30 protein-coding genes are annotated in these 26,403 nt (G+C 64.2%); 13 read left to right on the top strand and 17 right to left on the bottom strand.

The features are described from left to right. The first annotated feature begins 1 nt into the window (after position 1). The 3 genes from FJ434_RS24910 to FJ434_RS24900 are packed head-to-tail and all read left to right on the top strand — an operon-like array spanning position 2 to position 3,471. Positions 2-694, top strand: coding sequence for a response regulator transcription factor (locus FJ434_RS24910; protein WP_140510545.1), 693 nt, complete (start codon positions 2-4; stop codon positions 692-694). Further along, positions 685-2,280: a HAMP domain-containing sensor histidine kinase gene (locus FJ434_RS24905; RefSeq protein WP_140751961.1), complete on the top strand. Its 1,596-nt coding sequence runs from the start codon at positions 685-687 to the stop codon at positions 2,278-2,280. The genes FJ434_RS24910 and FJ434_RS24905 overlap by 10 nt, the downstream gene beginning before the upstream one ends. Positions 2,281-2,304: 24 nt before the next feature. Beyond that, positions 2,305-3,471 (top strand): FAD-binding oxidoreductase, encoded by a 1,167-nt coding sequence (locus tag FJ434_RS24900; RefSeq protein ID WP_140751959.1) that lies wholly within the window; start codon positions 2,305-2,307, stop codon positions 3,469-3,471. Positions 3,472-3,681: 210 nt separating this feature from the next. Here FJ434_RS24900 and FJ434_RS24895 read toward each other — a convergent pair whose 3' ends face one another. The 5 genes from FJ434_RS24895 to FJ434_RS24875 form a co-directional block, all read right to left on the bottom strand. Next, complete coding sequence (locus FJ434_RS24895; RefSeq protein ID WP_140510540.1) at positions 3,682-4,407, bottom strand: DUF72 domain-containing protein; 726 nt, start codon at positions 4,405-4,407, stop codon at positions 3,682-3,684. A gap of 70 nt (positions 4,408-4,477) precedes the next feature. Further along, on the bottom strand, positions 4,478-4,969 hold the full coding sequence (locus tag FJ434_RS24890) for an SRPBCC domain-containing protein (protein WP_140751957.1): 492 nt from the start codon (positions 4,967-4,969) through the stop codon (positions 4,478-4,480). 40 nt (positions 4,970-5,009) lie between these two features. Then, positions 5,010-5,456, bottom strand: a complete 447-nt coding sequence (locus FJ434_RS24885) for an SRPBCC family protein (RefSeq protein ID WP_140717916.1) — start codon at positions 5,454-5,456, stop codon at positions 5,010-5,012. Then, positions 5,456-5,773, bottom strand: coding sequence for a metalloregulator ArsR/SmtB family transcription factor (locus FJ434_RS24880; protein ID WP_084636878.1), 318 nt, complete (start codon positions 5,771-5,773; stop codon positions 5,456-5,458). The genes FJ434_RS24885 and FJ434_RS24880 overlap by 1 nt, the downstream gene beginning before the upstream one ends. 75 nt (positions 5,774-5,848) lie before the next feature. Continuing rightward, positions 5,849-6,304, bottom strand: coding sequence for a GNAT family N-acetyltransferase (locus FJ434_RS24875; protein ID WP_140751955.1), 456 nt, complete (start codon positions 6,302-6,304; stop codon positions 5,849-5,851). A gap of 155 nt (positions 6,305-6,459) precedes the next feature. Between FJ434_RS24875 and leuD the strand changes: the two genes are divergently transcribed. From leuD to leuB, 6 genes are all read left to right on the top strand, one after another. Beyond that, positions 6,460-7,065 carry a 3-isopropylmalate dehydratase small subunit gene (leuD, locus tag FJ434_RS24870; RefSeq protein ID WP_027145969.1) on the top strand — a complete coding sequence of 202 codons (606 nt, stop codon included), beginning with the start codon at positions 6,460-6,462 and terminating at the stop codon, positions 7,063-7,065. Between the two features lie 54 nt (positions 7,066-7,119). Continuing rightward, positions 7,120-8,037 carry a hypothetical protein gene (locus FJ434_RS24865; protein WP_140751953.1) on the top strand — a complete coding sequence of 306 codons (918 nt, stop codon included), beginning with the start codon at positions 7,120-7,122 and terminating at the stop codon, positions 8,035-8,037. 116 nt (positions 8,038-8,153) lie between these two features. Continuing rightward, positions 8,154-9,302, top strand: a complete 1,149-nt coding sequence (locus tag FJ434_RS24860) for a L,D-transpeptidase (RefSeq protein ID WP_246678390.1) — start codon at positions 8,154-8,156, stop codon at positions 9,300-9,302. Between the two features lie 182 nt (positions 9,303-9,484). Continuing rightward, positions 9,485-9,868, top strand: a complete 384-nt coding sequence (locus tag FJ434_RS24855; RefSeq protein WP_140510531.1) for a RidA family protein — start codon at positions 9,485-9,487, stop codon at positions 9,866-9,868. A 13-nt stretch (positions 9,869-9,881) separates the two neighbouring features. After that, positions 9,882-10,232 (top strand): VOC family protein, encoded by a 351-nt coding sequence (locus tag FJ434_RS24850; RefSeq protein ID WP_140510530.1) that lies wholly within the window; start codon positions 9,882-9,884, stop codon positions 10,230-10,232. Positions 10,233-10,459: 227 nt separating this feature from the next. Next, entirely contained in the window at positions 10,460-11,563 is a 1,104-nt protein-coding gene (gene leuB / locus FJ434_RS24845) for a 3-isopropylmalate dehydrogenase (RefSeq protein ID WP_140751951.1), read from the top strand. Between the two features lie 18 nt (positions 11,564-11,581). On the opposite strand, the gene FJ434_RS24840 is transcribed toward leuB, so the two are convergent. The 4 genes from FJ434_RS24840 to FJ434_RS24825 form a co-directional block, all read right to left on the bottom strand. Beyond that, complete coding sequence (locus FJ434_RS24840) at positions 11,582-12,031, bottom strand: MarR family winged helix-turn-helix transcriptional regulator (RefSeq protein WP_140751949.1); 450 nt, start codon at positions 12,029-12,031, stop codon at positions 11,582-11,584. After that, entirely contained in the window at positions 12,024-12,452 is a 429-nt protein-coding gene (locus FJ434_RS24835) for a polyketide cyclase (protein WP_140717926.1), read from the bottom strand. The genes FJ434_RS24840 and FJ434_RS24835 overlap by 8 nt, the downstream gene beginning before the upstream one ends. Positions 12,453-12,587: 135 nt before the next feature. Then, positions 12,588-13,307: a DUF805 domain-containing protein gene (locus FJ434_RS24830; protein WP_140751947.1), complete on the bottom strand. Its 720-nt coding sequence runs from the start codon at positions 13,305-13,307 to the stop codon at positions 12,588-12,590. A 130-nt stretch (positions 13,308-13,437) separates the two neighbouring features. After that, a complete protein-coding gene (locus tag FJ434_RS24825; RefSeq protein WP_140751945.1) occupies positions 13,438-15,306 on the bottom strand; it encodes a DEAD/DEAH box helicase in 1,869 nt (622 codons plus the stop codon). Positions 15,307-15,856: 550 nt separating this feature from the next. Here FJ434_RS24825 and FJ434_RS24820 point away from each other — a divergent pair. Continuing rightward, a complete protein-coding gene (locus tag FJ434_RS24820; RefSeq protein ID WP_140510518.1) occupies positions 15,857-16,891 on the top strand; it encodes an aspartate-semialdehyde dehydrogenase in 1,035 nt (344 codons plus the stop codon). Positions 16,892-17,115: 224 nt separating this feature from the next. On the opposite strand, the gene FJ434_RS24815 is transcribed toward FJ434_RS24820, so the two are convergent. Further along, positions 17,116-17,523: an ACT domain-containing protein gene (locus FJ434_RS24815; protein WP_140510516.1), complete on the bottom strand. Its 408-nt coding sequence runs from the start codon at positions 17,521-17,523 to the stop codon at positions 17,116-17,118. A 199-nt stretch (positions 17,524-17,722) separates the two neighbouring features. Between FJ434_RS24815 and FJ434_RS24810 the strand changes: the two genes are divergently transcribed. Together FJ434_RS24810 and FJ434_RS24805 are read left to right on the top strand one after the other, a co-directional pair. Next, complete coding sequence (locus tag FJ434_RS24810) at positions 17,723-18,133, top strand: DoxX family protein (RefSeq protein WP_140751943.1); 411 nt, start codon at positions 17,723-17,725, stop codon at positions 18,131-18,133. A gap of 123 nt (positions 18,134-18,256) precedes the next feature. After that, on the top strand, positions 18,257-18,520 hold the full coding sequence (locus tag FJ434_RS24805; RefSeq protein WP_027146224.1) for a YMGG-like glycine zipper-containing protein: 264 nt from the start codon (positions 18,257-18,259) through the stop codon (positions 18,518-18,520). Between the two features lie 102 nt (positions 18,521-18,622). Here FJ434_RS24805 and FJ434_RS24800 read toward each other — a convergent pair whose 3' ends face one another. The 7 genes from FJ434_RS24800 to FJ434_RS24765 form a co-directional block, all read right to left on the bottom strand. Beyond that, positions 18,623-19,468 (bottom strand): acyl-CoA thioester hydrolase/BAAT C-terminal domain-containing protein, encoded by an 846-nt coding sequence (locus FJ434_RS24800; protein WP_140751941.1) that lies wholly within the window; start codon positions 19,466-19,468, stop codon positions 18,623-18,625. 150 nt (positions 19,469-19,618) lie between these two features. Further along, positions 19,619-20,020 carry a 30S ribosomal protein S16 gene (gene rpsP, locus FJ434_RS24795; protein WP_027146222.1) on the bottom strand — a complete coding sequence of 134 codons (402 nt, stop codon included), beginning with the start codon at positions 20,018-20,020 and terminating at the stop codon, positions 19,619-19,621. 49 nt (positions 20,021-20,069) lie between these two features. Next, the gene (locus FJ434_RS24790) at positions 20,070-20,396 is read right to left on the bottom strand and encodes a chorismate mutase (RefSeq protein ID WP_027146221.1); all 327 of its coding nucleotides are present in this window, start codon (positions 20,394-20,396) and stop codon (positions 20,070-20,072) included. Between the two features lie 7 nt (positions 20,397-20,403). After that, complete coding sequence (ffh, locus tag FJ434_RS24785) at positions 20,404-21,990, bottom strand: signal recognition particle protein (protein WP_140751939.1); 1,587 nt, start codon at positions 21,988-21,990, stop codon at positions 20,404-20,406. A 393-nt stretch (positions 21,991-22,383) separates the two neighbouring features. Next, positions 22,384-23,337: a type II CAAX endopeptidase family protein gene (locus tag FJ434_RS24775; RefSeq protein ID WP_140751937.1), complete on the bottom strand. Its 954-nt coding sequence runs from the start codon at positions 23,335-23,337 to the stop codon at positions 22,384-22,386. A gap of 175 nt (positions 23,338-23,512) precedes the next feature. Beyond that, positions 23,513-24,109, bottom strand: a complete 597-nt coding sequence (locus FJ434_RS24770) for a DUF1236 domain-containing protein (RefSeq protein WP_140510507.1) — start codon at positions 24,107-24,109, stop codon at positions 23,513-23,515. 63 nt (positions 24,110-24,172) lie between these two features. Next, positions 24,173-25,267, bottom strand: coding sequence for a putative zinc-binding metallopeptidase (locus FJ434_RS24765; protein WP_140751935.1), 1,095 nt, complete (start codon positions 25,265-25,267; stop codon positions 24,173-24,175). Between the two features lie 293 nt (positions 25,268-25,560). Here FJ434_RS24765 and FJ434_RS24760 point away from each other — a divergent pair, with 293 nt between their 5' ends. Continuing rightward, positions 25,561-26,358: a lytic transglycosylase domain-containing protein gene (locus tag FJ434_RS24760; RefSeq protein WP_140718499.1), complete on the top strand. Its 798-nt coding sequence runs from the start codon at positions 25,561-25,563 to the stop codon at positions 26,356-26,358. Positions 26,359-26,403 lie beyond the last annotated feature (45 nt).

The following is a 26,403-nucleotide window of genomic DNA, read 5'->3' as shown; positions in this document are numbered from 1 at the left end:
GATGCCGCATCACATTCTTGTCGCCGACGATGACCCGCATATCCGCGAAGTGATCTGTTTCGCGCTGGAAAAGGCCGGCATGAAGACGGCTGCCGTGTCCGATGGCGCCGCCGCCCTGCAGGCGATCGAACGGCACACGCCCGACCTTGTCGTGCTCGACATCGGCATGCCGGAGATGGACGGGCTGGAGGTCTGCCGGCGGCTGCGCCAGCGATCAGACGTGCCGGTGCTGTTCCTGTCCGCGCGCGACGAAGAGATCGACCGCATCCTCGGGCTCGAAATGGGCGGCGACGATTATGTGACAAAGCCGTTCAGCCCGCGCGAACTGGTGGCCCGCGTCAACGTCATCCTGCGGCGCGCCCGCCCGGCAGGGCCCGAACCGGTTGACGACAGGCAGTTTACCCATGGCAAGCTCACGCTAGTGCCGGCCAGCCATAGCGCCGGCTTCGACGGCCGGCCGCTTGCCCTGACCGGAATAGAATTCTCGATCCTGAAAGGGTTTCTGGCGCGGCCCACCCACGTGCTCGATCGCGACGCGGTGATGGCCAGTGCCTATGCCGGCAAGATCCATGTCGCCGACCGCACCGTCGACAGCCATATCCGCAACATCCGCGCCAAGCTGGCGGCGGTCGGATGCCTGGATGCCATCGAGACGGTACACGGCGTCGGCTTCCGGCTCGGCCGATGCGGCTGACGACCTCAAGCAAGTGGAGCGGCCGCAAATGGCGGCCGCGCCTCGCCACGGTCGTCGTCGCCATCCTGATCCTGGTCATGGCCTTGCCGCTGGTCGGCCTGTTCTTCTTTCGCCTCTACGAAAACCAGTTGATCCGCCAGACCGAGGCGGAGCTGATTGCGCAGGGTGCGGCCATCGCCGCCATCTATGCGCAGGAGGTGCGCGACGCCGGCATTTCACCGGAGAAGCTCGGCGTGCCAATGCCTGGGGCCAATGGCAGTGCGAGCCGAGGCGCCGATTCGCCTTATCGGCCGATCGAGCCGCAGCTCGATCTCGCCTCGGATTACGTGCTTGCGACCCGGCCGGCGGGGACGCCCGCGACGGCCGATCCAGCCTTCGCCGCGATCGGCGCGCGGCTGACCGGCATTCTCGACGCGACGCAGAAAACCACGCTGGCCGGCTTCCGGCTGCTTGATCCCACAGGTGTCGTCATTGCCGGGCGCGACGAGATCGGGCAGTCGCTTGCCGAGGTCGAGGAGGTGCGTGAGGCGCTCGCCGGGCGCTATGCCAGCGCGCTCAGGCTGCGCATCCCCAACCAACCGCCGCCGTCGCTCTATTCGGTCAGTCGCGGCACCAGGGTGCGCGTCTTCGTCGCGCTGCCGGTTGCCGTCGACGGCAAGGTCGCCGGCGTGGTCTATGTCTCGCGGACGCCCAACAACATCATAAAACATCTCTATGGCGAACGCGGCAAGGTGACAGCGGCGGCGATCGCCATCCTCGGCGGCACGCTGCTCATCGGCCTCGTCTTCCTGCGCACCGTCAGCCGGCCGATCTATGCGCTGATCGACCGCACCCAGCGCATTGCCGCCGGCGAGCGCGGCGCGATCCGGCCGCTCGACCATCATGGCACGCGCGAAATGGCCGAATTGTCCGCCGCCTTCCTCGACATGGCCGAAAAACTGCAGGCGCGCTCGGACTCGATCCAGACCTTCGCCACCCATGTCTCGCATGAACTCAAGTCGCCGCTGACGGCGATCCAGGGCGCTGCCGAACTGCTGCGCGATTCCGGCTCGGCGATGGACGATGACGAGCGGCGGCGCTTCTCCAACAACATCGTCACCGATGCCGGACGGCTTAATTTGCTGGTGCGGCGGCTGCTTGACCTGGCACGGGCCGAAAACCTTGCACCGAGCGGCGAAAGCACCTCGGTCGGTGCGGCGCTGGCGCTGCTTCCCGTCGACACCAGGCTCGCGGTTCGCGTCGAGGCCGGCGGCGATCTGGCCTTACGCATCTCGGCCGAGAACGGAGCAATCGTATTTGGCCATCTCATCGATAATTCGGCCAGGCACGGCGCGACGCAAGTTTCGATCACTGCCGCAAGCGCCGGTGGCAAGGCGACGCTGCTGGTCAGCGACAATGGCGCCGGCATTTCGCCAAGCAATCGGGCGCGCATTTTCGAGCCGTTCTTCACCACGCGCCGCTCTACCGGCGGCACCGGCATGGGGCTGGGCATCGTGCTGGCCCTCCTGAAAGCGCATGATGGTACGATCCGGCTGGTTGACACCGAGCGCGGCACGCGCTTCGAGATCACTTTGCCGGTCGCGTAAGACGGACGGCGGATCGGAGAAAAAATGCGCTATGACATCGTCATCATCGGCGGAGCCATCGTCGGGTCCTCGGTCGCCTACTATCTGCGCGAGGAAGGGTTTTCCGGCTCGATCGCCCTGATCGAACGCGACCCGCAATTCGCCCATGCGGCGACGACGCTGTCCATGGCCTCGATCCGCCAGCAATTCTCCATTCCGGAAAATATCCGCCTGTCGCAATTCACGCTGAAACTGTTCCGGCGGCTGAAGGAAGAATTCGGCGCCGAGGCCGATATCGGTTTTCGCGAGGGTGGCTATCTCATCCTTGCCGGCGAGGCCGGGCTGCCGATCCTGAAGGCCAATCACGCGGCGCAGGTCGCCGAGGGCGCAGACATCCTGCTCGAGAACGCCGACCAGCTGACGCGCCGCTTCCCCTGGCTGTCGGCCGAAGGCATCACCGCCGGCGCCTATGGCCGAAGCGGCGAAGGCTGGTTCGACGCCCATGCGATGCTGATGCTGTTCCGCAAGGCGTTGCGGGAGAAGAAGATCGACTTCATCAGCGCTTCGGTCTCCAGCATCGAGCGGCAGGGCGACCGCATCACCGGCGTCAGCCTCGACAATGGCGATCGGCTGGAGGCCGGCACCGTCATCAATGCCGCAGGGCCGAATGCCGGCAAGGTCGCCGCCCTTGCCGGGCTGGCGCTGCCGGTCGAGCCGCGCAAGCGCAACGTCTTCGTCTTCGAGGCACGCGAGAAATATGCCGACATGCCGCTGCTGGTCGATCCCTCCGGCATCTATGTCAGGCCGGAAGGCTCGGTCTACCTCACCGGCGGCGCCGAGCCGGAAGAGGGTGACGGCCCGGCCAATGCCGGGGATTTCGAGGTCGACTGGCCGCTGTTCGAGGAGGTGATCTGGCCGGTGCTGGCGACCCGCATCCCGGCCTTCGAGGCCATCAAGCCGACGCGCGCCTGGGCCGGGCACTATGACTACAATACGCTCGACCAGAACGCGGTGATCGGCCCGCACCCCGAGGTGGCGAATTTCCTCTTCGCCAACGGATTCTCCGGCCACGGCCTGCAGCAGGCGCCGGCGGTCGGCAAGGCGCTGGCCGAGTTGATCGTACATGGCGGCTACCGGACGATCGACTGCTCGGCGTTTGGGTATAGCCGGGTTGCCGAGGGAAGGGCGTTCCGGGAATTGAACGTGATTTGAGGCGGGGCGGGCATGCCTCTCCCTTCTCCCCTTTTTGGAGAAGGTGGCCTCGCGAAGCGAGGTCGGATGAGGGGTGTTCCAGCTTGGCAAGGACGGCGATCCGTCACCCACCCCTCAACCGCCTCGGCGCTGCGCGCCGATCCACCGCCCTGGGCGAGTCACGGGCCTCGCCCGCCCTTCGGGCCCCACAAGGGGAGAAGGAAGAAGCGTCTACGCCATCATCGCATCAACCTTAAGTGCATCGCCAAGCGCATTGCCTCCGGCCGTGTTGTCGAAGATGCCCCAGACCTCGGCACCCGCAGCGGCCGCTGCCTCCAATTGTCGGCTAAATCGGGCGAGATTTTCGGCGTCGTAATCGGAGTAATAGACGCGCGGCGCGCCGTGCCAGCGGAAGTAGGCGAGGCCAGGCCAGCCGCCCGGCACCGCGGCAGATGGCACCGGAGCGGGGTCGGCGGCGACACGCGCAATCCGGCGATCGGCCAGAAGCGCTTCAGCGTCCGGTTCGAACCAGCCGGGATGCCGCGGCTCGCAGACCAGCCTGGCCTTTGTTCGCCTGCTGTCGAAGAAACGGCGCGCGACAACCGGCTCGAAGGGCAGGCTCGGCGGCAGCTGCACCAGAAGCACGCTCAGCTTTGCGCCGAGGCCTTCGACCTGCTGGAGAAAGCTTTCCAAAAGCTCGTCGCAGTCGACGAGACGGCGCTCATGGGTGATCGCCTTCGGCAGCTTGACGGCGAAGCGAAAGTGCTCCGGCACGGCGCGCGCCCAGCGCTCGTAGGTCTCGCGGCGATGCGGCTTGTAGAAGGACGTGTCGATCTCGACGATCGGAAAATGCCGGCCGTAGCGTTCGAGATGCGATCCGGGTTGCGGAAAATCTTGCTGGTATCGTGTCGGAATGCCCCAGCCGGCCGTGCCTATGAAACATGCCTGTTTTGCCATGCATTGGATGTGGACCGGACGAGGTCCGGGTCAAGGCGGACAAAGGGTATGCAAAGCAGCGACCCGCGGCTCACGCAGCAACCCGCCTTCCGGCCTCGACGTGCGCTTGAAGCCAGGCCAGCACCTGTGCCCAGCCCTCGGCATGTTCGGTCGCCGCCTCATGCAGCCCGGCAAAGCCGCCATGGCAGATGGTGACGCGCGTGCCATTGGCGACGGGCTCCAGCAGCCAGGCGACCGTGGTTTGCCGCCGGCCAAGCGTAGGGTGGTCCCACTCATAGGTCCGCGTCTGCACGATCCGGCGCGGCGCTTCGATTTCGAGGAACTCGCCGCTGGCCGGCAGGTCCATGCCGTCAGCCGTGCGGACAATAACGGTCCAACGGCCGCCGACGCGCGGGTCGGCCGACCAGTCTACCATCCGGTAGGTCTCGGCTGACCCCCACCATTGCTCTACCTCCTTGCCGATCAGCGCCTCGAAGATGCGTTCTGGAGGTGCTTCCATCTCGGCGGACGTCATGACAGTCTCGCCATTGGTCATGCTCCATACCCTGAGAGCGTGCATCATGGATGTCTCCACGGATTTGTTTCGCTAGCGAAACGAGCCTTCACCCTTTTGATGGGGGGCGCTCGAACCCCTTGCCGGTCTCGAGCAGGCTCTTGAGGCTGGCCAGCACCAGCGGCCAGCCCATGGCAACGTTGCCGATCAGCTTGTGCGGCCCGTCCGCTTCATGGGTGACGGCAAGCTTCATCAACTCGCCTTCCTGTTCGATGGTGAAGGTGCAGCGCGTATAGCCGTCTTCCCTGATCTCGGGCATCCATTCATTACGCCATTTTATGACTAGGCGTCGCGGCGGGTCGATCTCGAGGATCTCGCCGCTGTCGGCGACTCGCCCGTCCGGGAAGATCAGCTTCCAGCTGGAGCCCACTTTCCAATCGCTCTCCTGATAGGAGCAGAGGAAAAACTGCCGGTTGAACTCCGGGTCGGTCAACGCTTCCCAGAGCTTTTCGGGCGTGGTTCGGATATAAGTCACATAAACGAAGCTGTTGCTCATCAGTCTTCCCTTTCGAGGCGTTTCTTCAGCTCGCTGAGGGCGGTCAGCCGCCCCCGCTCGAATTTGCCGATCCAGCGTTCGGCGATCTCATTGATCGGAACCGGATTGAGGTAGTGCTCCTTCTCTCGGCCCCGGCGGATGGTGGTGACGAGGTTTGCTTCCTCCAGGATCGCCAGGTGCTTGGTCACCGCCTGGCGGGTCATGGCCATCTCAGCGCACAGCGCATTCAGCGTCTGCCCATTCCTGGCATGGAGGCTGTCCAGCAATTGCCGGCGTGTCGGGTCCGCCAGGGCGCGAAAGGCTGCATCCATGCTCATGGCTTTAATATGCAACCAAATGGTTGCATGTCAAGCGGCAAGATGCCCGTTGTTGGCCGTAGGCGGGAGAAGAAATCAGCGCTTGCGGGAGATCCAGAAGGCGTCGGGCATACGTTTCATGCCGATGCGTTCGTAGAAGCCGACAGCGTCGGGCATCGAGATCAGGCTGATGGCGACCGACGGTCCGAGCTGCCGGGCAACCTCGTCCATCAGCCCCTTGCCGATGCCCAGGCCTTGCGCCTTGGCCGAGACGGCGAGATCGGAGATGTAGCAGACCCAGGAAAAGTCGGTCAGGCAGCGGGCAACGCCAATCAGCGGCTTGGCTTCCCTGTCGAGAGGGGCCATGTCGAGGGGGGCCATGTCGAGACGGGCGGTCACGATCAGGTTGGCGCCTTCCATCATCGCCTTCAGCCTTGCCTCGTCATCGACGGGCCTGACTTCGCCGAGACCGGATTCCACCAGCACGCGGCGGAATTCGGAAATGCCGAGCGTCGGTTCGCGCGCGTAGAGGACGTGGGCGTTTTCTGCCATGGGACCAGACTGCACCATCGGGCGGCGATTTCGAAGCCGTTTTTGTGCGGCACCCTCTTGCCGGCACCCACAAACAGTTGCCTTTTATTTGCGCGCGGCTTTGTGTAAACCGGGCCTCAGCAAATCCCCCGCAACGAAAAACACGGGCCAAAGCCATGGAAAAATTCACCAAGCTCACCGGCGTCGCCGCTCCCATGCCGATCGTCAATGTCGACACCGACATGATCATCCCGAAGGATTATCTCAAGACGATCAAGCGCACCGGGCTTGGCACCGGCCTGTTCGCCGAGATGCGCTACAATGACGACGGTTCGGAAAATCCGGATTTCGTGCTCAACAAGCCGGCCTACCGCAAGGCGCAGATCCTGGTCGCCGGCGACAATTTCGGCTGCGGCTCGAGCCGGGAACACGCGCCATGGGCGCTGCTCGATTTCGGCATACGCTGCGTCATCTCGACCTCGTTCGCCGACATCTTCTACAACAACTGCTTCAAGAACGGCGTGCTGCCGATCACCGTCAGCCCCGAGGACCTGGAGAAGCTGATGGACGACGCCTCGCGCGGCTCCAACGCCACTCTGTCGGTCGATCTCGAAGCCAAGGAAATCCGTGGTCCGGACGGCGGCGTGGTCACATTCGACCTCGACGATTTCAAGCGGCACTGCCTGCTCAACGGGCTCGACGATATCGGCCTGACCATGGAAAAGGCCGGCGCCATCGCCTCGTTCGAGAAGAAGAACGCCGAACTGCGCCCCTGGGCCTGAGCGGCGAATAGACCGGTCCTTTCGGGCCGAGCGGCGACCGAGGGAGGGACAGTCATGACACGTTTGCTTCTGGCCGGCGTTTGCGCTTCGGCGGTGATGTTTCTGACGATCGCGGGCGCGCATGCACAGACCGGCACTGACGATGCGTCCGGCGCCGCTGACCAGGGCGCGTCAAGCACGGGCAACGTGGCGCTGGCCGAGGATGACAAGCAGGCGCCGATCCCGTTCGAGGGCGGTCAGCTGACCATCACGCAGCCGGAGCAGGACGGCGAAAAGGTGCTGGCCTATGACGGCAAGCAACTGGCCAGCAACTACGATGTCTTCTTCAACAAGATCGTGGAGGTCGGCGGCATCAAGGTGGCGCTGTTCAATGTCGGCGATGGCGGCAATCAATGCGGCCCGGCGACGGTGATCGTCTGGAAGCCAGAAGGCGGCGAGATCCAGGGCACCACGGTCGAGCAGGACGAGTGCGGCGCGCCGCCCTCCGCGGTGTCCGACAACGCCATTTATTTCGTGCCGTATCTCCTGCCGGGGGACCAGAAGCCGGCGCTGCAGTGGTCGCCGACGGATGGGCTGACGATTTCGGGCAATCTCACCTACATGCCGGAACCCGGCACCGACTGGAAAGACATTGATCCGGAAAAGTACCAGAACATCATCGACGCCTTCCACAATGAGGCCGTCTACAAGGAAGCCGAAAAACTGCTCGGCAAGGACATGCCCGACATGGCGACCAGCCTGCTGGTCGGCGGCGGCACGGAAAAGACTGCGTCCGGCGCCTTTTACGCCAGCGGCTGCGTGCCGCATGATTGCGGCGGCAATGACGGTTTCATGGCGGTCGACCCGGCCAAGCATCAGCTCTATTTCGCCCGCCGCGGCGACAATGGCCAGCCGAACGCCTGGCCGGCGGTGGCGACATGGCCGGCCGACGTGAAGGAGGCGCTGGACAAGGCGCTGGGGTCGGCGAATTAGCTAGAGCATTTCCGGCGAAAACAGGGCGAGGCGAATTTCCTCCGGCTTACGCGCGACAACCGTCCATTGTTGCCGACGCCCGCAGGACTGCGGTTTATACGCCGTTCTTCCTATGAGTGCCGCCGATCGCCGGCGCGGAGATCGAGGATCGCCTTCTGCCCAACCCGCGTCAACGGCGATATTCGCTGGGACAAATGGAACCAGATCGGCCGCGCGGCGTCATAGAAGCAGCTTCGCGCTGCAGTGCCTGGAGTAAATTGATGGTCAGGCTCATTCTTCTGGCGCTTGTTTTGTTCGCCTTCGCAGCTGGCGCCACGGAGGCGGCAAAGCTGGACGCAGCCGCCGTCAACAATGCTCAATTCGGCGACGCCGCAACGAACGGCGTCGATGCGACCGCGCTGAAGGCGCAGATCCTTTTGGATCGCGCGCGGTTCTCGCCTGGCCTCATTGACGGCCACCAGGCGGAGAACTTCACCAAGGCGGTTCGGGCATTTCAGGCGGCCAACGCTCTGCCCGCCGATGGCAAGCTCAACCGGGAGACCTGGGACAAGCTGGTCGCAACCTCACCAGGCCCGGCTCTTGTGAATTACGAGCTGACGCGCAAGGACGTGCGTGGACCGTTTACCAAGCGCATTCCGGCCGGTATGGAAAGAATGGCTCGCCTGCGCAGGCTCGGCTATCGCAGTTCGCTGGAACGGACCGCAGAGCACTTCCACATCAGCGAACAATTGCTGCGAAGGCTCAACCCGGGCATCAGCTTCAGGAGGGCGGGCGCAAAGTTGCTGGTGCCGGCTATCGCCCGAGGCGATCCGCCCGCAGCCGTTGCGAACGTCGAAGTCGACAAGGCCGCGCGCGAAGTTCGCGTTCTCGACAATTCCGGCAAAGTGGTTTCGGTCTACCCCGCCTCGATTGGAAGCGAAGAGAAGCCGGCGCCGAGCGGCGAGGCACAAGTCACACGCGTGGTCCACAATCCCACCTATCACTATGACCCCAACTTCGCCTTCAAGGGGGTCAAAACCAAACGACCCTTCACCATCGCTGCCGGGCCTAACAATCCTGTCGGATCGGTCTGGATCGATCTGTCCATTGAAAGTTACGGGATTCACGGCACGCCCGAACCAGGCAAGATCGGGAGGACTTTTTCGCATGGTTGCATCAGACTGACCAATTGGGATGCCGAAGACCTGGCCCTTGAGGTGCACAAAGGCACAAGGGTTGTCTTCACCGGAGAAACGGCTGAATCGGCCAACGACCAACCGGGCTGACGCATGACGGGCAATGCGGACCCCTGAGCCGGTGCCGGGGCCGCACGGAGAGCACCTCTCGTTAGCCGGCGCACGAGCTGGCACATCGACGTCACAGGTCCTGCACCGTCGATCCATTCGTCTTGGCCCTTGGCGGGATCGCGTTTTCCCCACAGAGTAGCTGCAACCATGCGAGGTCCTTCATGCGCAAGCTCATCTCCACCGGTTCGCCGTTCGAAAAGACCGCCGGCTATTCGCGTGCGGTGGTACAGGGCGACTGGTGTTTCGTCTCCGGCACCACCGGCTATGACTATGCGACCATGACGATGCCGGACACGCTCGAGGCGCAGACGCGCAACTGCCTGGCGACGATCGGCAAGGCGCTGAAGGACGGCGGCTTTGACATGGCCGATGTGGTGCGGGCGCATTACTACGTCACCGACCAGGCTTTCGTGGACGTGGTCTTCCCGATCCTCGGCGAGACGTTCGGCGACATCAGGCCGGCGGCGACCATGATCGTGTGCCAGCTCAACAAGCCGGAAATGAAGATCGAGATCGAGGTGACGGCGCTACGGCGTACGGCCTGAGGAGACCTACGCCATGAAGGTCAGGCGCATCGTGGCCAATATCGAGACACTGAATGCGACGGCAGCGAACCGTTTCTATCATGACGTGCTTGGCCTCGACATCCTGATGGATCAGGGCTGGATCGTAACCTACGGTTCCGAGGAAACGATGCAGGTGCAGGTCAGTTTCATGGCGCAAGGCGGGTCCGGTACGCCGGTGCCGGACCTGTCGATCGAGGTCGATGACGTCGATGCGACGCTCGAGGCCATGAAGGCCGCCGGTTTCGCCATCGAATACGGACCGGCCGACGAACCCTGGGGCGTCCGGCGCTTCTATGTGCGAGATCCCCTTGGCCGGCTGGTCAACATTCTCTCGCATCGGTGAGGGCATGTTCCGTAGGGCTATGGCTTGGATTCCGTGACATGTCGGCGGGACAGAGGGGGGCGCGAAGGATCGCTGCTTGGCCACTGTTCAGCACCGCTGCGTCCTTACGGCTTGCGCTGCAACCGCTTGGCGTTTAGCAAGGCCGCGGTCGCACAGCGCCGCGCGCCTCCTTGGCGCGCAAAGGACGCTGTGCAAATCGAAACGCATTCTTTCTGGGACGGCTCACCATGGCAACGAAGCATCTTTTCCTGCTCCCCGGCGACGGCATCGGCCCCGAGGCGATGGCCGAGGTCAAGAAGCTGATCGCGGCCATGAACGCAAAGCTCGGCAGTGGCTTCGTCACCGACGAGGGCCTGGTCGGCGGCTGCGCTTACGATGCGCACGGCGCGGCGATTTCCGATGCCGACATGGAAAAGGCGATGGCCGCGGACGCGGTGCTGTTCGGTGCCGTCGGCGGGCCGAAATGGGATGCCGTGCCTTACGAGGTGCGCCCCGAGGCCGGCCTGCTGCGCCTGCGCAAGGACATGGAGCTGTTCGCCAATCTCAGGCCGGCCATCTGCTATCCGGCTTTGGCCGCATCGTCCTCCCTGAAGCAGGAAGTCGTCGAAGGTCTCGACATCCTCATCGTACGTGAGCTGACCGGCGGCGTCTATTTCGGCGAGCCCAAGCAGATCATCGATCTCGGCAACGGCCAGAAGCGCGGCATCGACACGCAGGTCTACGACACGTTCGAGATCGAGCGCATTTCGGGCGTCGCTTTCGAGCTCGCGCGGACCCGCAAGAACCATGTCACCTCGATGGAAAAGCGCAACGTCATGAAGTCGGGCGTGCTGTGGAACGAGGTCGTCACCCAGACCCACAAGGCACGCTATTCCGACGTCAAGCTCGACCACATGCTGGCCGATGCCGGCGGCATGCAGCTGGTGCGCTGGCCAAAGCAGTTCGACGTCATCGTCACCGACAATCTGTTCGGCGACATGCTGTCCGACATCGCCGCCATGCTGACCGGCTCGATCGGCATGCTGCCGTCGGCCTCGCTCGGCGCGCCGGATGCCAAGACCAAGAAGCGCAAGGCGCTGTACGAGCCGGTGCACGGCTCGGCACCCGACATCGCCGGCAAGGGCATCGCCAACCCGATCGCCATGATCGCCTCCTTCGCCATGTGCCTGCGCTATTCCTTCGGCATGGTCGATGAAGCCGACAAGCTCGAAGCTTCAATCGCCGCCGTGCTCGACCAGGGCTGGCGCACCAAGGATATTTTCTCGCCCGGCATGACCGAGATTGGTACCGTCGAGATGGGCGACGCGATTATCGCAAAATTCCTGGCCTAGCCGCAGGGCGGCTCGGACTCAGCGGATCTCGCCGGCAAGCTGCTGCAGCAGGCCGACGAGCTGCGCCTCGTCCACAGGTTCGAAGAAGGCCGCGTCGGCGGTCTCGACGGCGACGATCGCTTGCTGTGCCGCAGCCACTCCGGCGGCGGTGACGCGGATCACCTTGGCTCGGGAATCCCGGGGGTCGGCCTCGCGTGCAATCAATCCCTTGACTTCCAGCCGGGCGACGACGTCCGAGGTCATCTTCACCTCCGTGCCGGCCTGGGCGGCGAGCTGCACCTGGTTGGGCGGTTCGCCATTGCGGCCAAGCCACATCGCCGAGGCGAGCAGCACGAACTGGACATGCGTCAGGTCTAGCGGCGCCAGCGCCGCCGTCATGACGCGCTGCCAGCGCATGGTGGTTCGCCAGAGCAGCAAGCCGGGGCTCTCCGATGGTCCACCCTTGAAGCGCGTGTCCAGTTCAGCCACGGTTCGCCAACGCCTCCGCCTGCTCGAACAGCCTGGCCATCGAGACGTCGAAATCGCCACTGATCTGCGGCCCGAGTTCCGGGCCGACCTCGGCGGCCGAAGGGCCCGAGATATCAAGCCGGTGCGTCACCTGCGTGCCGCCTTCGACGGGCACCAGCGTGTGCCGGAACAGCAGCGTGGTGTCACCGAACGAGGTTTCATCGGCATAGGTCAAATTGTCGACGAGATCGACGATGGTCGATTCGAACGTGTCCTGTCCAACCGGTGTCACCGAGACGCGGGTGCCCTTGGCGAACGGCCCATGCAGCACGAAAGTGTCGGAGCCTTCATAAGTCAGGCGGCCTTCATGCAAGGCCTTGAGCGCGTTCCAGATGGCTTGGGCGGGAAGGGGGGAAGTCGCGGTGTATTCATTGGTCCACATCGTCTTGCTCCACTGGTTTATTTAATCCGCACACAGACTATCTGTGCGCAGATTAAATTGCAAGCGGAATCTTCATCTGTGACGAAGATCGGCTGAACCGTCGTTTTTGGAGTGACTTTTCTCGGGACCTGACCGCTAAATCCCGACCCCAGCAGGCACCGGTCCCCACTGGTTTTCATGCGCCTGGGTCGGGATCAGCGCGAACACCAGGATAATCAGGCTGCCGATGCTGGGGATCAGGATCACCAGATAGAGCCAGCCCGAAAGGCCGATATCATGCAGCCGGCGCACGGTCATGCCGAGGCCGGGCAGGAGCGTCGCCAGCAGGAAGGTGCCGCAGAGGCCGACCGTCACCACCGCGGAGACGTCGGTGTCGAAATTGCCCATTTCGATATCGGTGAAGATGCCGATGCCGCCGGTGATGAGCAGGCAGACCACCCAGAACAGGCAGTAGCCCCAATATTCCTTGCGGGGGGCGCGGCCGGCGAAGTTGAAGTAGTTCCGCGTCAGGCCACGCCAGAAATATCCCCAGAGATCACTGGGTTCGGCGGTTGCGCTCTCGCTGGGTCGGCCAAAATGCTGCGCCTGCGGTGCGCGAGCCGCGGGTGCGGTGCCGGCTGGAGCCGGAGCGGCGTTTATGCCGGCGGCCACGGTCGAGCTCGCGGTGGTTTGGCCGGCGATCGAAAAGACGTCTCGCGCCTGGCCGCCGCCCGCCTGGAACTCCACCACTGTCCCATTGGGCATCGCGGTTTGCCGGCGCAGGTTCTCGCGGGTGAAGGTGTAGCGGTTGCCATCGGCGCCGGTGATGAAGCCGAAGCCCTGATCCTCGTCATAGTGAAGCACTTCGCCGCGCATCGCCCGCTCCCTTGTCGCCACGTCCCTGCCAAGATGTGGCACAGGGCCGAACCGATGGGCAAGCCGCCCATAAGCTACCGCCTTCGCGGCAAATGACGCAAAAATCAGCAGCGAGGCTTTCGCGTCGGTCTTACGACGGCCGCTTCTTCGTCTTCTTGTGCTTAGGCGCGCCGGTATTTTCGAATTTCGGCTTGCCCGGCTTTTTCGCCCACGGCTTTGCCTCATGCGCGGCTGCCGGGCGCTGGTCGGCGGAAGCCGGTGCACGCTTCTCGAACTTGCGCTTCGGCGCGTTCGGGTCGAACGGCGCCTTGCCGCGATGCGGTTTCTTGTCGGGGCTGGGCGGCTGATAGCCGGCCCGCGACAAGTCAGGCGTGCCGTCCAGCCGCCTCACCACGATGTTGCCCTGCAATTTGCGGTCGGGGCCGATCGCGGCGAGAAAACGCTCGGCCCAGTCGGCGGCGATCTGCACGAACGTCTCTTCCGGCTGCATCTTGATGGCGCCGATCTCACGCTTGCTGATGCTGCCGGCACGGCACAGCATCGGGATCAGCCAGCGCGGCTCGGCATTTTGCCGACGTCCAACCGACAGCGAGACCCAGACGCTGTCGCCGAAATCGTCGCGGCGGCTGGGCGCCTCGTCGCGGTGCGCAAACTTCTCGCCCGCCAGCCTTTCGCGCGAAGGTGTGAAAGGCGCGACGTCCATCAGATCCTCGGGCGCGGAGCGGCTGGCGCGGCACTGGCGCACAAAGGCGGCCGCCACCTGTTCGGCACCATGCCTGGCGAGAAGCGCGTCGATGAACGCACGCTCGTCGTCCTTCACCGGTTCGTCGAAAGCCGGATCGGCAAGGATGCGCTCGTCGTCGCGCCGCATCACGTCGTCGGCCGAGGGCGGGCTCGCCCATGTCGCCGTCAGCTTGGCGCTTTGCAGCAGCCGCTCGGTGCGCCTGCGGGCGCTATTGGGCACGATCAGCGCGCTGACGCCCTTGCGTCCGGCACGTCCGGTGCGGCCGCTGCGGTGCAGCAGCGTTTCCGGATTGGTCGGCAGGTCGGCGTGGATCACCAGTTCGAGGTTGGGCAGGTCGATGCCGCGCGCTGCCACGTCGGTGGCGATGCAGACTTTCGCGCGGCCGTCGCGCATCGCCTGCAGCGCATGGCTGCGTTCGTTCTGGCTGAGTTCGCCCGAGAGCGCGACGACGGAAAAATTGCGGTTATTGAAGCGGGCCGTGAGATGATTGACGGCGGCACGCGTGTTGCAGAACACCAGCGCGTTCTTGGCCTCATAGAAACGCAGCACGTTGATAATGGCGTTCTCGCGGTCGGCCTGGGCGACATTCAGCGCCCTGTATTCGATGTCGAGATGCTGCTTTTCCTCGCCGGCGGCCGAGATGCGCACGGCATCGCGCTGATAGCCCTGGGCGAGCGTGGCGATGGAGCGCGGCACGGTGGCGGAAAACATCAGCGTGCGACGGTCGGCCGGTGCGGCATCGAGAATGAATTCGAGGTCCTCGCGAAAGCCGAGATCGAGCATCTCGTCGGCCTCGTCCAGCACCACGGCCTTGAGCGTCGACATGTCGAGTGAATTACGGGTGATGTGGTCGCGCAGCCGGCCGGGCGTGCCGACGACGATATGGGCGCCGCGCTCCAGCGTCCGCCGTTCGGTGCGCATGTCCATGCCGCCGACGCAGGATGCCACCGTGGCGCCGGTCGGCTCGTAGAGCCATTCGAGCTCGCGCGTCACCTGCAGCGCCAGTTCGCGCGTCGGCGCCACCGCCAACGCCAGCGGCGCCGCTGCCGGGCCGAAACGTTCCGCGCCGTCGAGCAGCGTCGGCGCCAGGGCAAGGCCGAAGGCGACGGTTTTGCCCGAGCCGGTCTGTGCCGACACCAGAGCGTCGGCCTGCCCGAGCTCCAGCACCGCCTTCTGCACCGGTGTCAGGTCGGAATAACCGCGTTTCTCCAGCGCTTGTGCCAGCGCGGGAACAATACCTTCGAAGTTGGACATCTCATTCTTTCGGAATTCAGGGTTCTGCGCTCATCATGGAGCACAAGCCGGGGCTGGCGCCGTGCCAGCCAAACAAACTTGGCCGTTCGTACTTCCTGCCGCCCTTTTTGTACAGGGCAGGCGCGCAGCGCCAAGACGGTTGAGGGGTGTTCCAGCGGAGTGAGGCGTTGGTGTTCCCTGGAGCACCCCCATCCGACCTCGCTTCGCTTCGCGAGGCCACCTTCTCCCACAAGGGAGAAGGGAGAACCGCGTTGCGCCCCGCGATTGACTCCTGCGGCAAACCGCGTAAAAGCCGGCATCGAACGGGATCAATCTCGATGCGCGGCCTTTTGATGGCTCTTCCTGCCTTCGACGTCCCCGGCCACATCAGTGGGGCCGGACGCGTTGGTGCATCTTACCGTCCGACCAAAACTATGGCCAAAACCACCACCAAAACGGTGTGATTCCCTTGGCCTAACCACCCTCTCCCGGGTCCGGCCCGGGGGACGGAACCCGCACTTGGCCGGCGGGTTTTCTCCAAGAACCAAGCGGAGAGGGACAGGAGATTTCTATGAGTTTCAAGGTTGCAGTCGTCGGCGCCACGGGCAATGTGGGCCGGGAAATGCTCAACATTCTGGAAGAGCGCGGCTTTCCGGTCAGCGAAGTCGTGGCGCTCGCCTCGCGGCGCAGCATGGGCACGGAAGTGTCGTTCGGCGACCGCACGCTGAAGGTCAGGCCGCTCGACCAGTATGATTTTTCCGACACCGACATCTGCATCATGTCGGCCGGCGGCAACGTCTCCAAGGAGTGGTCGCCGAAGATCGGCAAGCAGGGCTGCGTCGTCATCGATAATTCATCGGCCTTCCGCTACGACCAGGACGTGCCGCTGATCGTGCCCGAGGTGAACCCGGACGCGATCTCGCTGTTCACGCGCAAGAACATCATCGCCAACCCGAACTGCTCGACGGCGCAGCTCGTCGTGGCGTTGAAGCCGCTGCATGATGCCGCCACCATCAAGCGCGTCGTCGTCGCCACCTACCAGTCTGTATCCGGCGCCGGCAAGGAAGGCATGGACGAACTGTTCACGCAGACGCGCGCCGTGTTCGTCGCCGACCAGGTCGACGTCAAGAAGTTCACCAAACGCATCGCCTTCAACGTCATCCCGCATATCGATGTCTTCCTCGACGACGGCTTCACCAAGGAAGAGTGGAAGATGGTCGCCGAGACCAAGAAGATGCTCGACCCCAAGATCAAGCTGACGGCGACCTGCGTGCGCGTGCCGGTGTTCATCGGCCATTCGGAAGCGGTCAACATCGAGTTCGAGAAGCCGATCACCGCCGACGAGGCGCGCGACATCCTGCGTGAAGCGCCTGGCTGCCAGGTCTTGGACAAGCGCGAGGATGGCGGCTACATCACGCCGCTGGAATCAGCCGGCGAGGATGCCACCTTCATCTCGCGCATCCGCGAGGATTCGACCGTCGACAACGGCCTGTCGATGTGGATCGTCTCCGACAACCTGCGCAAGGGGGCGGCGTTGAACGCGGTGCAGATCGCCGAACTGCTGGTCGAACGCGGGTTGATCCAGCCGAAGAAGAAGGCGGCTTAGTTTTCGCTCACGGGCCGTATCGCCGCTGCCGCGGCGGGCCCTCCGCGAGGGCGCCGGACGACCGGCGGCCCGCCGTCGCGGGCTTGGCCTTTCGGCCGGATGCCTTTCCTTCTCCCCGTTTACGGGAGAAGGTGCCCGAAGGGCGGATGAGGGGCAGCGCCGGCCATACCGATTTGGCGCTGCCGAGTCATGAGATTAGCCGTCAAAGCCGCTCTGCGCCGATTTCAACTCGCGCTATCCATACTCAGTTCGCGCAGCACCGCCATCGCCTCCTCCGCCCGCCCGGCCGGCACAAACAGATGGTCGTGGTAAAAACCCGAGACTGGATTGACGCCCATGCCGGCGGCGGCGAGGCGTGCGGTGATGGCGGCGAGGAAGCCGACGGCTTCGAGCGATGAGTGGATGTTCAGCGTGATCATCCGGCAGCGGAACGAAGCCTCCAGCCCCGTGGTCCGGGCGGCTTCCTCGGTCACGATCAGCGTCGTGCCCTCGCGCTCGCGAAACACCATCACCGGCTCCAGGCCTTCGGGCTGCGGCACGTGCGGCGCCAGCGTGGCAAAGACATAGGTGCCATCAAGCAATTCGGGCGTCATCGACGCCAACAATGTCCTCAGATCGGTCTCGCCGGTCATTTGTCGTCTCGCCTGGTGCACTGCCCGCTCCTCAATAGCCCGCCATGGACGAATGCCGATAGCTCTGCTGGCAGCAGAGTCGCAGCATGGTGGAAATCGGCGCCAAGACAAATCCAGACCCCTGTCGGATCGCCGCCTCACGGCACGTCCTTGGTTCGACCCCGCTGAAAACGGGGCTAACCATCAGGAGGGACCACCAATGAGCATTTCTCAAACCGCGCCTGTCTCGTCCGGCGCCCTGTGGACCGGCCGCGTGCTCAGCGGCCTCATCATCCTGTTCATGATCTTCGACGGCGCCATCAAGCTGCCACCGCTCGATATCGTCACCCAGACGATGGTGCCGCTCGGCTGGCCGGCCGACGCCAATGTCGCGCGCATGCTGGGCATCATCGGCCTGGTCTCGACCGCGCTCTACGCCCTGCCGCGCACCTCCACGCTCGGCGCCATCCTGCTCACCGCCTATATGGGCGGCGCCATCGCCACCAATGCGCGTATCGGCAGTCCGCTGTTTTCGCACACGCTGTTCGGCGTCTATCTCGGCATCATCCTTTGGGGCGGCCTCTATCTGCATGACCCCAACGTGCGCGCTCTGATCCCGTTCAGCCGGTAGCCGTTCCGCGCCAATCGCTGCCAGGTGTCGTCGCGATCTTCATTCTTCTCGGGATCAAATTAGCCGTCTGAGAGTTAGGGACTTGGCGGCGAGACGGCGATCCGCATGTGAGAGGAACGACAAATGAAGAGAATCCTGACCATTCTGGTACTAACGACGGCGCTCGGCGCCTGTTCGCAAACGGAAAAAGGTGCTGCCGTCGGTGGCCTCGGCGGTGCCGCGGTTGGTGCGGCGGTCGCCAATAATCCGGTGCAAGGCGCGGTTGTCGGCGGTGCCGTCGGGGCCGTAGCCGGTGCGCTGATCGGCCGGGCCAGCGAACCGGGCCGTTGCCGCTATCGCGACCGCAATGGCCATACCTATGTCGATCGCTGCCCAAGCGGTTATTGAACGACCGCATGCCAAAAATGAAGAGCAAACGGCGGGCTTTTGACCCGCCGTTTTCGATCGATGAATTGGCTGCACTCGTTTGAGGCACTATCACGGCGCGCGCTACAGGAGCTCCCGGACGTATCGCCAGGCGTCCCGCCCCAAACCCGCGTCGGCGCGGTCATTGCCGCCATGGGCATGCGAGCTTGAGCGCGGCGTGTTTTCACCCGGCAGGAGAATGCGGTGGCCGGCGTCGGGAGCCGAAACGAGGCGCGTGGCCTTTCCGGCGTCTTTTCGACGCCGGACGATCGATCGAGCAAAATCCAGGGATGGCCACAGGACGTCGCCGCCGCCCGCGACCAGCACGATCTCCGCCGAAATAACCTCGACGGGAATGGCGGCCCTGTCCGCTTCCTGTTTGAATCTTGCCAGGCAGTGTTCGAAAAGCCCTCGATAGGACACAAGGCCATCGAGGTAGCATGCCTTCCAATCCGGGTCGGTTGGAACAAACGGGCATGGAACCCCGTTCAGCGTCCATGACGACCGCTCGGGCCAACTGATGCCGTCGCGGCCCGGCCCGATGTTGCCCCAGACCACCGATGTCGGGCTGATCGCGACCACCGCATCGATGCGCGGGTCATGCGCTGCCGCGAGCAAGGATGCCTCGGCGCCCTTGGATGTGCCGACATAGACGATGCGCCGGCACCCCAATCCGACAAGCCAGTCGGTCGCGGCGAAAAACGTCTCCAGGGGGATTTCGCATATGCCTGGGACCTGGCCTTCGCCGCCGAACCAGCGGAGGGCAAGGGCAGAGACGCCCACATCGGCAAACAGTCGTGCGCGCTCGACATCGACGCGGCCGCTCGATCCGCTCAACACCACGACACCTGTCGTGGGATCGACGCATCGCAACAGGGTTCCGGCGACGCCGCCGGACAGGATTTCCTCCGCGACTGCTCGTTCGTCCATCCGATCCTCAGCCGGAAATCAGAAGCTTTCCCAAGGAAAAATCAGAAGCTTTTCCCAAGGAAACAGCAAAGGGCAGGTGAGTGACAATTGCAAACAGCAAAACGGCGGGCACAGGCCCGCCGTTCTGTTTGCGCAAGGAATAGGAAGCGATTACTCGGCGGTGGCGGCTTCCGCTTCGGCTGGTGCGGCAGCGGCCGCGGCGACGGCGGCAGCGGCGTCGTCCTGGGCCTTCTTCAGCAGGGCGGCCCGTTCTTGCGCCTTCTTGCCGGGCTCGGCCTTCTTCGGGTTGGAGCGGGCTTCGCGCTTGGCAAGGCCGGCTTCATCGAGGAAGCGCAGAACGCGGTCGGTCGGCTGGGCGCCGTGCGACAGCCAATGCTTGACGCGGTCGGCGTCAACCTTGATGCGCTCGCCGTCCTTCGGCAGCAGCGGGTTCCACGAGCCGAGCGACTCGATGAACCGGCCGTCGCGGGGCGAACGGGCGTCGGCGACGACGACGTGGTAGTAAGGACGCTTCTTCGAGCCCGCACGGGCCAGTCTGATCTTCAGTGCCATTTTCTTTTCTCCTAAAAGCTCTGATTTCGTTGATTGTTCAGGCTGGTTGTCAGCCGGTTTTCGTCACGCCGTTGGCAGCGGCGATCTGTTCGTGGTGCCGGATCACTTCGCGGACGACGAAGTTGAGGAATTTTTCCGCGAAATCCGGGTCGAGATGCGCATCTTTCGCAAGCTGGCGAAGACGGGCGATCTGCTGCTGCTCGCGCGCCGGGTCGGCCGGCGGCAGGCCATGCTCGGCCTTGAGCATGCCGACCGCCTTGGTGCAGCGGAAGCGCTCGGCCAGCATATGGATGAGGGCGGCATCGATGTTGTCGATCGAGGCGCGATAGCCGGCCAGGATGGTGCGGGCGTCGGCCATGTCCTTTTCTTCGTTCATAGCGTCCTCACTTTTTCTTGCCGAGACCGGGCAGGCCGCCACCACCGCCAAGGCCGGGAAGCTTCATGCCGCCAGGCAGGCCGGGCAAGCCGCCGCCTGGGGCGGGCAAGCCCTTCATGCCACCGAGGCCGGCGGCCTGCGCCTGTTTCTGCAAGGCTTCGAGCTGCTTGGGATCCATCTTCGACAGGTCGGGCATGCCGCCGCCCATCATGCCGCCCCCGGGCACCATGCCGCCAAGGCCCATCTTGGAGGCGAGGCCGCCCATCATGCCGCGCATCAGCCCGCCGCCTTTGCCCTTGCCACCCATCGCCTTCATCATGTCGGCCATGCCGCGATGCATCTTCAAGAGCTTGTTGATCTCGGCCGCATCGGTGCCGGAGCCGGCGGCGATGCGCTTCTTGCGCGAGTGTTTCAGTATATCGGGATTGGCGCGCTCGGCCTTGGTCATCGAGGAGATGATGGCGAGCTGGCGGCCGAACATCTTGTCGTCGAGGCCGGCGGCGGCCATCTGGTCCTTCATCTTGCCCATGCCGGGCATCATGCCCATGATGCCGCCCATGCCGCCCATCTTCGACATCTGCTGAAGCTGCTGGGCGAGGTCGTTCAGGTCGAACTTGCCCGACTGCATCTTCTTGGCCATCGCCGCCGCCTGCTCGGCGTCGATGTTTTCCGCCGCCTTCTCGACGAGCGAGACGATGTCGCCCATGCCCAGGATGCGGTCGGCGATCCGCTTGGGGTGGAATTCCTCCAGCCCGTCCATCTTTTCGCCGGTGCCGATCAGCTTGATCGGCTTACCGGTGACGGCGCGCATCGACAGCGCGGCACCGCCACGGCCGTCGCCGTCCATGCGGGTCAGCACCAGGCCGGTGATGCCGACGCGCTCGTCGAAGCTTTTCGCCAGGTTGACGGCGTCCTGGCCGGTCAGCGAATCCGCGACCAGCAGGATTTCGTGCGGGCTCGACACCTTCTTGATGTCGGCCATCTCGACCATCAGCGGCTCGTCGATATGGGTGCGGCCGGCGGTGTCGAGGATGACGACGTCATGGCCGCCGAGCTTGGCCGCCTGCACGGCGCGCCTGGCGATATCGACCGGGTTCTGGCCTGCTATCACAGGCAGCGTCGCGACCTTGACCTGCTCGCCGAGCTGGCGCAACTGCTCTTGCGCGGCGGGGCGCCGCGTGTCGAGCGAGGCCATCAGGACCTTCTTGTTCTGCCGCTCGGTCAGGCGCTTGGCGATCTTGGCCGAAGTCGTCGTCTTTCCGGAGCCCTGCAGGCCGACCATCATGACGACGACCGGAGCAGGCGCGTTGAGGTCGATGGCGACGCCCTCGGCGCCCAGCATGTCGACCAGCTCGTCATGGACGATCTTGACGACCATCTGTCCAGGCTTGATCGACTTCAGCACGGCGGCGCCGACGGCCTTCTCGCGCACCTTGTCGGTGAAGGAACGCACGACCTCCAGCGCCACGTCGGCCTCGAGCAGCGCACGGCGCACCTCACGCAACGCCGCCGAGACATCAGCCTCGGAAAGCGCGCCGCGGCCGGTCAGGCCGTTCAGGATGGAGCCAAGGCGCTCTTGCAGGGACTCAAACATTGATCAACCCACCGCGCGAGAGCGCCTTGGAGTCATAGTGATCCCTGTCGGGCCGATGGCCCTCCACGCCTCTTGTGCGCTGCTGCAGCGATTCAAACATTCGTTTTCCTTTCCCTGGCACCCGGATGGTGCCCGAGAGGTAATGCGTTCGCGCCCAGTCTCCAAGCAAAAGCCAGTCCAAGCAAAAGCCCAAAACCAAAAAGCACCCGGGGGCGCACAGCGCTGCCGGGTGTTGGCCTCCAGGATCTGTTTACAGCACTTGGCCTCAAGAGGCTTCGGCGTCCTGGTCGGCTTGCTCGGAGGGGTACTCGTCGCGGAATTGGTGGGCTGTAGACAGGAAATCGGCGCGAGAGTCAAGGCAAGGCCGGTGTCGCGCCGTTTCCCGGACCGCGATCAGGCCGTACCCACGGCGTTCGGGACCTCAGCCGAGACCCTGAGCGGCGAGCGTGGGTGCAGCAATAGAGCAATCGTCAGCAAGCTGCAGGCGATGCCGATGAGGGCGATGAGAATTGCATCCGACATCATCCATCCCGGCCCTTCGAGTGGCTTGGCGGTGAACAAGGCGAAGGAATTGTAGCTCTGCTGATGCGAGATCAGCAGGAAGCCGGTGAGGTTGTTGCCGAGATGGGCGCCAAGTGCTGCGCCGAGATTGCCGGTGGCGTAGACCATGAGTGTCAGAAGCAGCGCGAAAGCGGCGATCGAAACCAGCACGCAGGCATTGATGGCGGCCGACGAACCGCCGCTCCAGTGCAGCGAGGTGAACAGCAGGCCGGGCAGCAGCGCCCAGATGAAAGGGCTGCGGAACCGGCTGGCGAGGCCGCGCAGCAGATAGCCGCGAAACAGCACCTCTTCCGACGAGGTCTGCAGCAAGGTGAGCGCGACGATCGGGATCGCGAACAGCAGCCAGGACGACAGGCTGATCGTGCCGCGAGCGATCCCCGGCGCTAGCCAATAGAGCAGGATTTCGGACAAAGCCGAGGTGATCAGCACCGCGATCAGACCCTTGAGGAAGTCCGGTCGCGATACGCGGCGGCCGGTGCCGAGGAGGGCCGACAGCGGCTCGCCATGCACCCAGCGCATCGCGATCCACAGACCGATCCAGATCCCGGCGAAGGAGGTGAGCGCGCTGAGGATGCCAATGGGCGAGGCGAGAAAACCCTCCATGCCATATGGCGAAGCCGTCACCTGCCAGGCGAAGTAGACATGTGTGCCACCCAACAGCACGGCCGCGGTGGTGGCGCCCCAGAGCAGGACGACGATCAGTGTCCCCAGAAATAGACGCAACAAAGTCGTCCTGGCGTTCGGCGTGTTGCGATAGCGCTCGAAGGCAGTGTCGTCGATTGTCACGCTTGTCCTCGATCCGAATCCATCGCTGCTTGATCCAGCTGTCCTTGATCTAGCCGATGGCCTCGGGAATCGGAATCGATATCGCAAACGGATCGTGCGGCACCCAAGCGCCGTCCGGTGCCGGCACGGTCTTCCTAGTGTCGTCAGCCGCCGCTTCGGCGACCTCTGGCCTCTGTCAACGCACCACGTACATGATGCGCCGGGTCTGCGGGTCGACCAGCGTCGGCTGACCGTTCACGTAGACATAGCGATACTTGTAGTCGGGAATTTCGCGCAACTCCACGGTGTCGGGCAGGGTTGCGCCGGTCACCACCTCGCCTTCGAGATAGACGGGGTCGAGGCGATGGGTGTCGACGTAGGTCCTGACCTCGGCCGGAGGCCGGACGACGGTGTCGATCGGCTCGCCGGTGACGATCGCTCCGGTGTACTCGGTGGAATAGTTGCCGATGTCGTCCGGCGGCGAGACGACGGCAACGGCGGAGCGACGCTGCGTCAGCACCACGCGGCTGCCGCCGAAATCGGCGGTGACGTAGTCGGAATAGACCCAGCCCTGGCCGCCGGCTTCTGCGATCGTGCACCATTTGCTGTTTTCGATGCAGCCATTGAGCGTCGCCGACTGGCCGGCGGCCAGCACGCCGATCACCGGATATTGCGGACCCGGGCCAGCGCGCACGTTGAGATCGGTGACCGCCGATACGGCGGTGTCCGCCAATGCGGCGCCCGACATCATGGTGAACACTCCGGCGATTGCGGGAAACAATACGGATTTCATGGTTTCTCTCCGTTTTCGTGGTCCCTCGCCAGCGAAAACGGGGCAGCGGCGCATGCGTTCCGGTTAAAACGCGCGAGCCAACACACGATTTCCCGTGTCTTTCGGCAAGCTGGTCACAAGATCGTGAACAAAGGCCAGTTTCTGCGCCGTCACGTCCGAAATGACGAAGGGGTAGAGGTCGGGCAGGCCCATGCAGCGGTTGATCGAGTTGGAGGCTTCCGACAGCACCAGCCAACGGGCAAGAATCTTGTCGAAGGGTTCGGGCGTCTTTGCAGGCTCCGACGGCGCTGCCTGCAGCCCGCCACCAGTATCGCCCCGGGGCAGTTCGGCCGCCTCCACCGTCTCCAGCCGGCCGAGCGGGAAGTTCAACGCATGGACCATCTCCAGCGTGTCGGTGATGTGCAGATGGTGAGCCCAGGTCTCGGCCCAGTCCTCCCACGGATGCGAGGTGGCGTAGGCCGAGATGTGGTCTTGCTGCCAGTCGGGCGCGGCGCCATTGGCGTAGTAGGCCTTCAGCGCCTGTTCGTAGTCGGCGCGTTCGTCGCCGAACAAAGCGCGGAACGCTTCCAGCCCTTGCGGATCGTCGCGGATCAGGCGGTCCCAGTAATAATGGCCGAGCTCGTGGCGGAAATGGCCGAGCAGCGTGCGGTAGTTCTCGCCCATCTCGACGCGACGTTTTTCGCGCTCGGCTGAATCGGCCTCGGCGACGTTCAGCGTAATCAGGCCATTGTCGTGGCCGGTGAGAATCCGTTCGCCGCCCGGGCCGCCGCCGATCGGATCGGCGAGGAAGTCGAAGGCCAGCCCGATCTCGTCCGTCGGGCTTTGCTTGGGCGCCACCGGAAGGCCGAAGGCGAGCAGCGAATAGATGGCGCGCTTCTTCGCCGCCTCGACGCGGATCCAGCGGCGGCGGTTGCCGTCGACCGAGAGGTCGGGGATCAGCTGGTTCAGCACGCAGGCACGGCAGAAGACCTGCCCCGGCTCGGCCATCCAGTTGCAGGCGCATTCGTCGGCATTGGTGCACTGGATGGCGCCGTCGACGCGGGACAGGACAAAGCGCGCGCGCTCAGGATCATAGAGCACGAGACTGCTGCAGTTCAGGCACTGGGCGTTCTCGAAATAGAGACGGTGGCCGCAATGCGGGCAGTCGAAAAGTTTCATCTCGGTCTCAATTCATCAGAAGGGCACAGGATGCATGGCGGCCCGTGCCCAAACGCGAGCCACCGGCCGGTGTTCCGCGGTCCGGCGAGACTATCTCGCTTCGCTGGTCCAGGCGCTCCGATGCGGTCCACGGCCGGCGTCAACGTCTTTCATGCATGGCCTCGCCATAATAATCACTTGATCGTAGGCAAATTCCCCGGCATTCGCCAGCATCGCGCCACAGACGGTGACAAATGTGCCTTTCGCTGGCAAATTCGCAATCGGGACGTGAATCAGGCAACCAGGAGAACAACATGGCATTTCTTGCCAAGGGTAGGATTTTAGCAGCCGCGGTGGTGGCGGTGCTGGGGCTGGCAACGGGCGCGCAAGCGGCGGCCAGCTGCGGCAAGACCGGCGCCGGCTTCGATGCCTGGAAACAGGATTTCGCCGCCGAGGCCAAGTCCGAAGGTGTCGGGTCGAGGGGGCTGGCCGCTCTGGCCGGCGCGACCTATGCAACAAGGACCATCTCCGCCGACCGCGCCATCCACAAGGCGTTCAGCGGCTCGGTGGACGATTTCATGAAGCGCCGTGGCGGGTCCGCTATTATTTCCAAGGGCCGTTCGCTGAAGAAGTCGAACGCGGCGCTGTTCAACCAGATCGAACAGAACTACGGCGTGTCGCCGGGCGTGCTGCTCGCCATCTGGGGCATGGAGACCGGCTTCGGCGCCTCGATGGGCAACCAGAACACGGTCTCCGCCATTTTGACGCTTGCCTATGATTGCCGCCGCCCCGACTATTTTCACCCGCACGCCATCGCGGCCCTGAAGCTGGTTGATCGCGGCGCGTTGACCGCCTCGTCGGTCGGTGCCATGCATGGTGAGATCGGCCACACGCAGTTCCTGCCCGGAAACGTCCTGAAATATGCGGTCGGCAGCGGAAACCTGCGCGACAAGGCCACCGCTTTGGCCTCCACCGCCAACTTCCTCAAGGGTCACGGCTGGCGGGCTGGCGCCAGCGCGCAGTCGAATATAGGCGCGATCGCCGGCTGGAATTCCGCAAGCGTCTATCAGCAGGCCATCGCCCGCATCGCCACCGCGATCGACGCCGACTGATCGAACCGCACGGCATTGAACGAAGAACCCGGCCTTCGCGCCGGG

The sequence above is a fragment of the Mesorhizobium sp. B2-5-13 genome, from assembly GCF_006440535.1.
Classification (GTDB): domain Bacteria; phylum Pseudomonadota; class Alphaproteobacteria; order Rhizobiales; family Rhizobiaceae; genus Mesorhizobium; species Mesorhizobium salmacidum.
The sequence above is the reverse complement of the archived record's forward strand: the minus strand, read 5'-3'. Positions and strand labels throughout refer to the sequence as shown.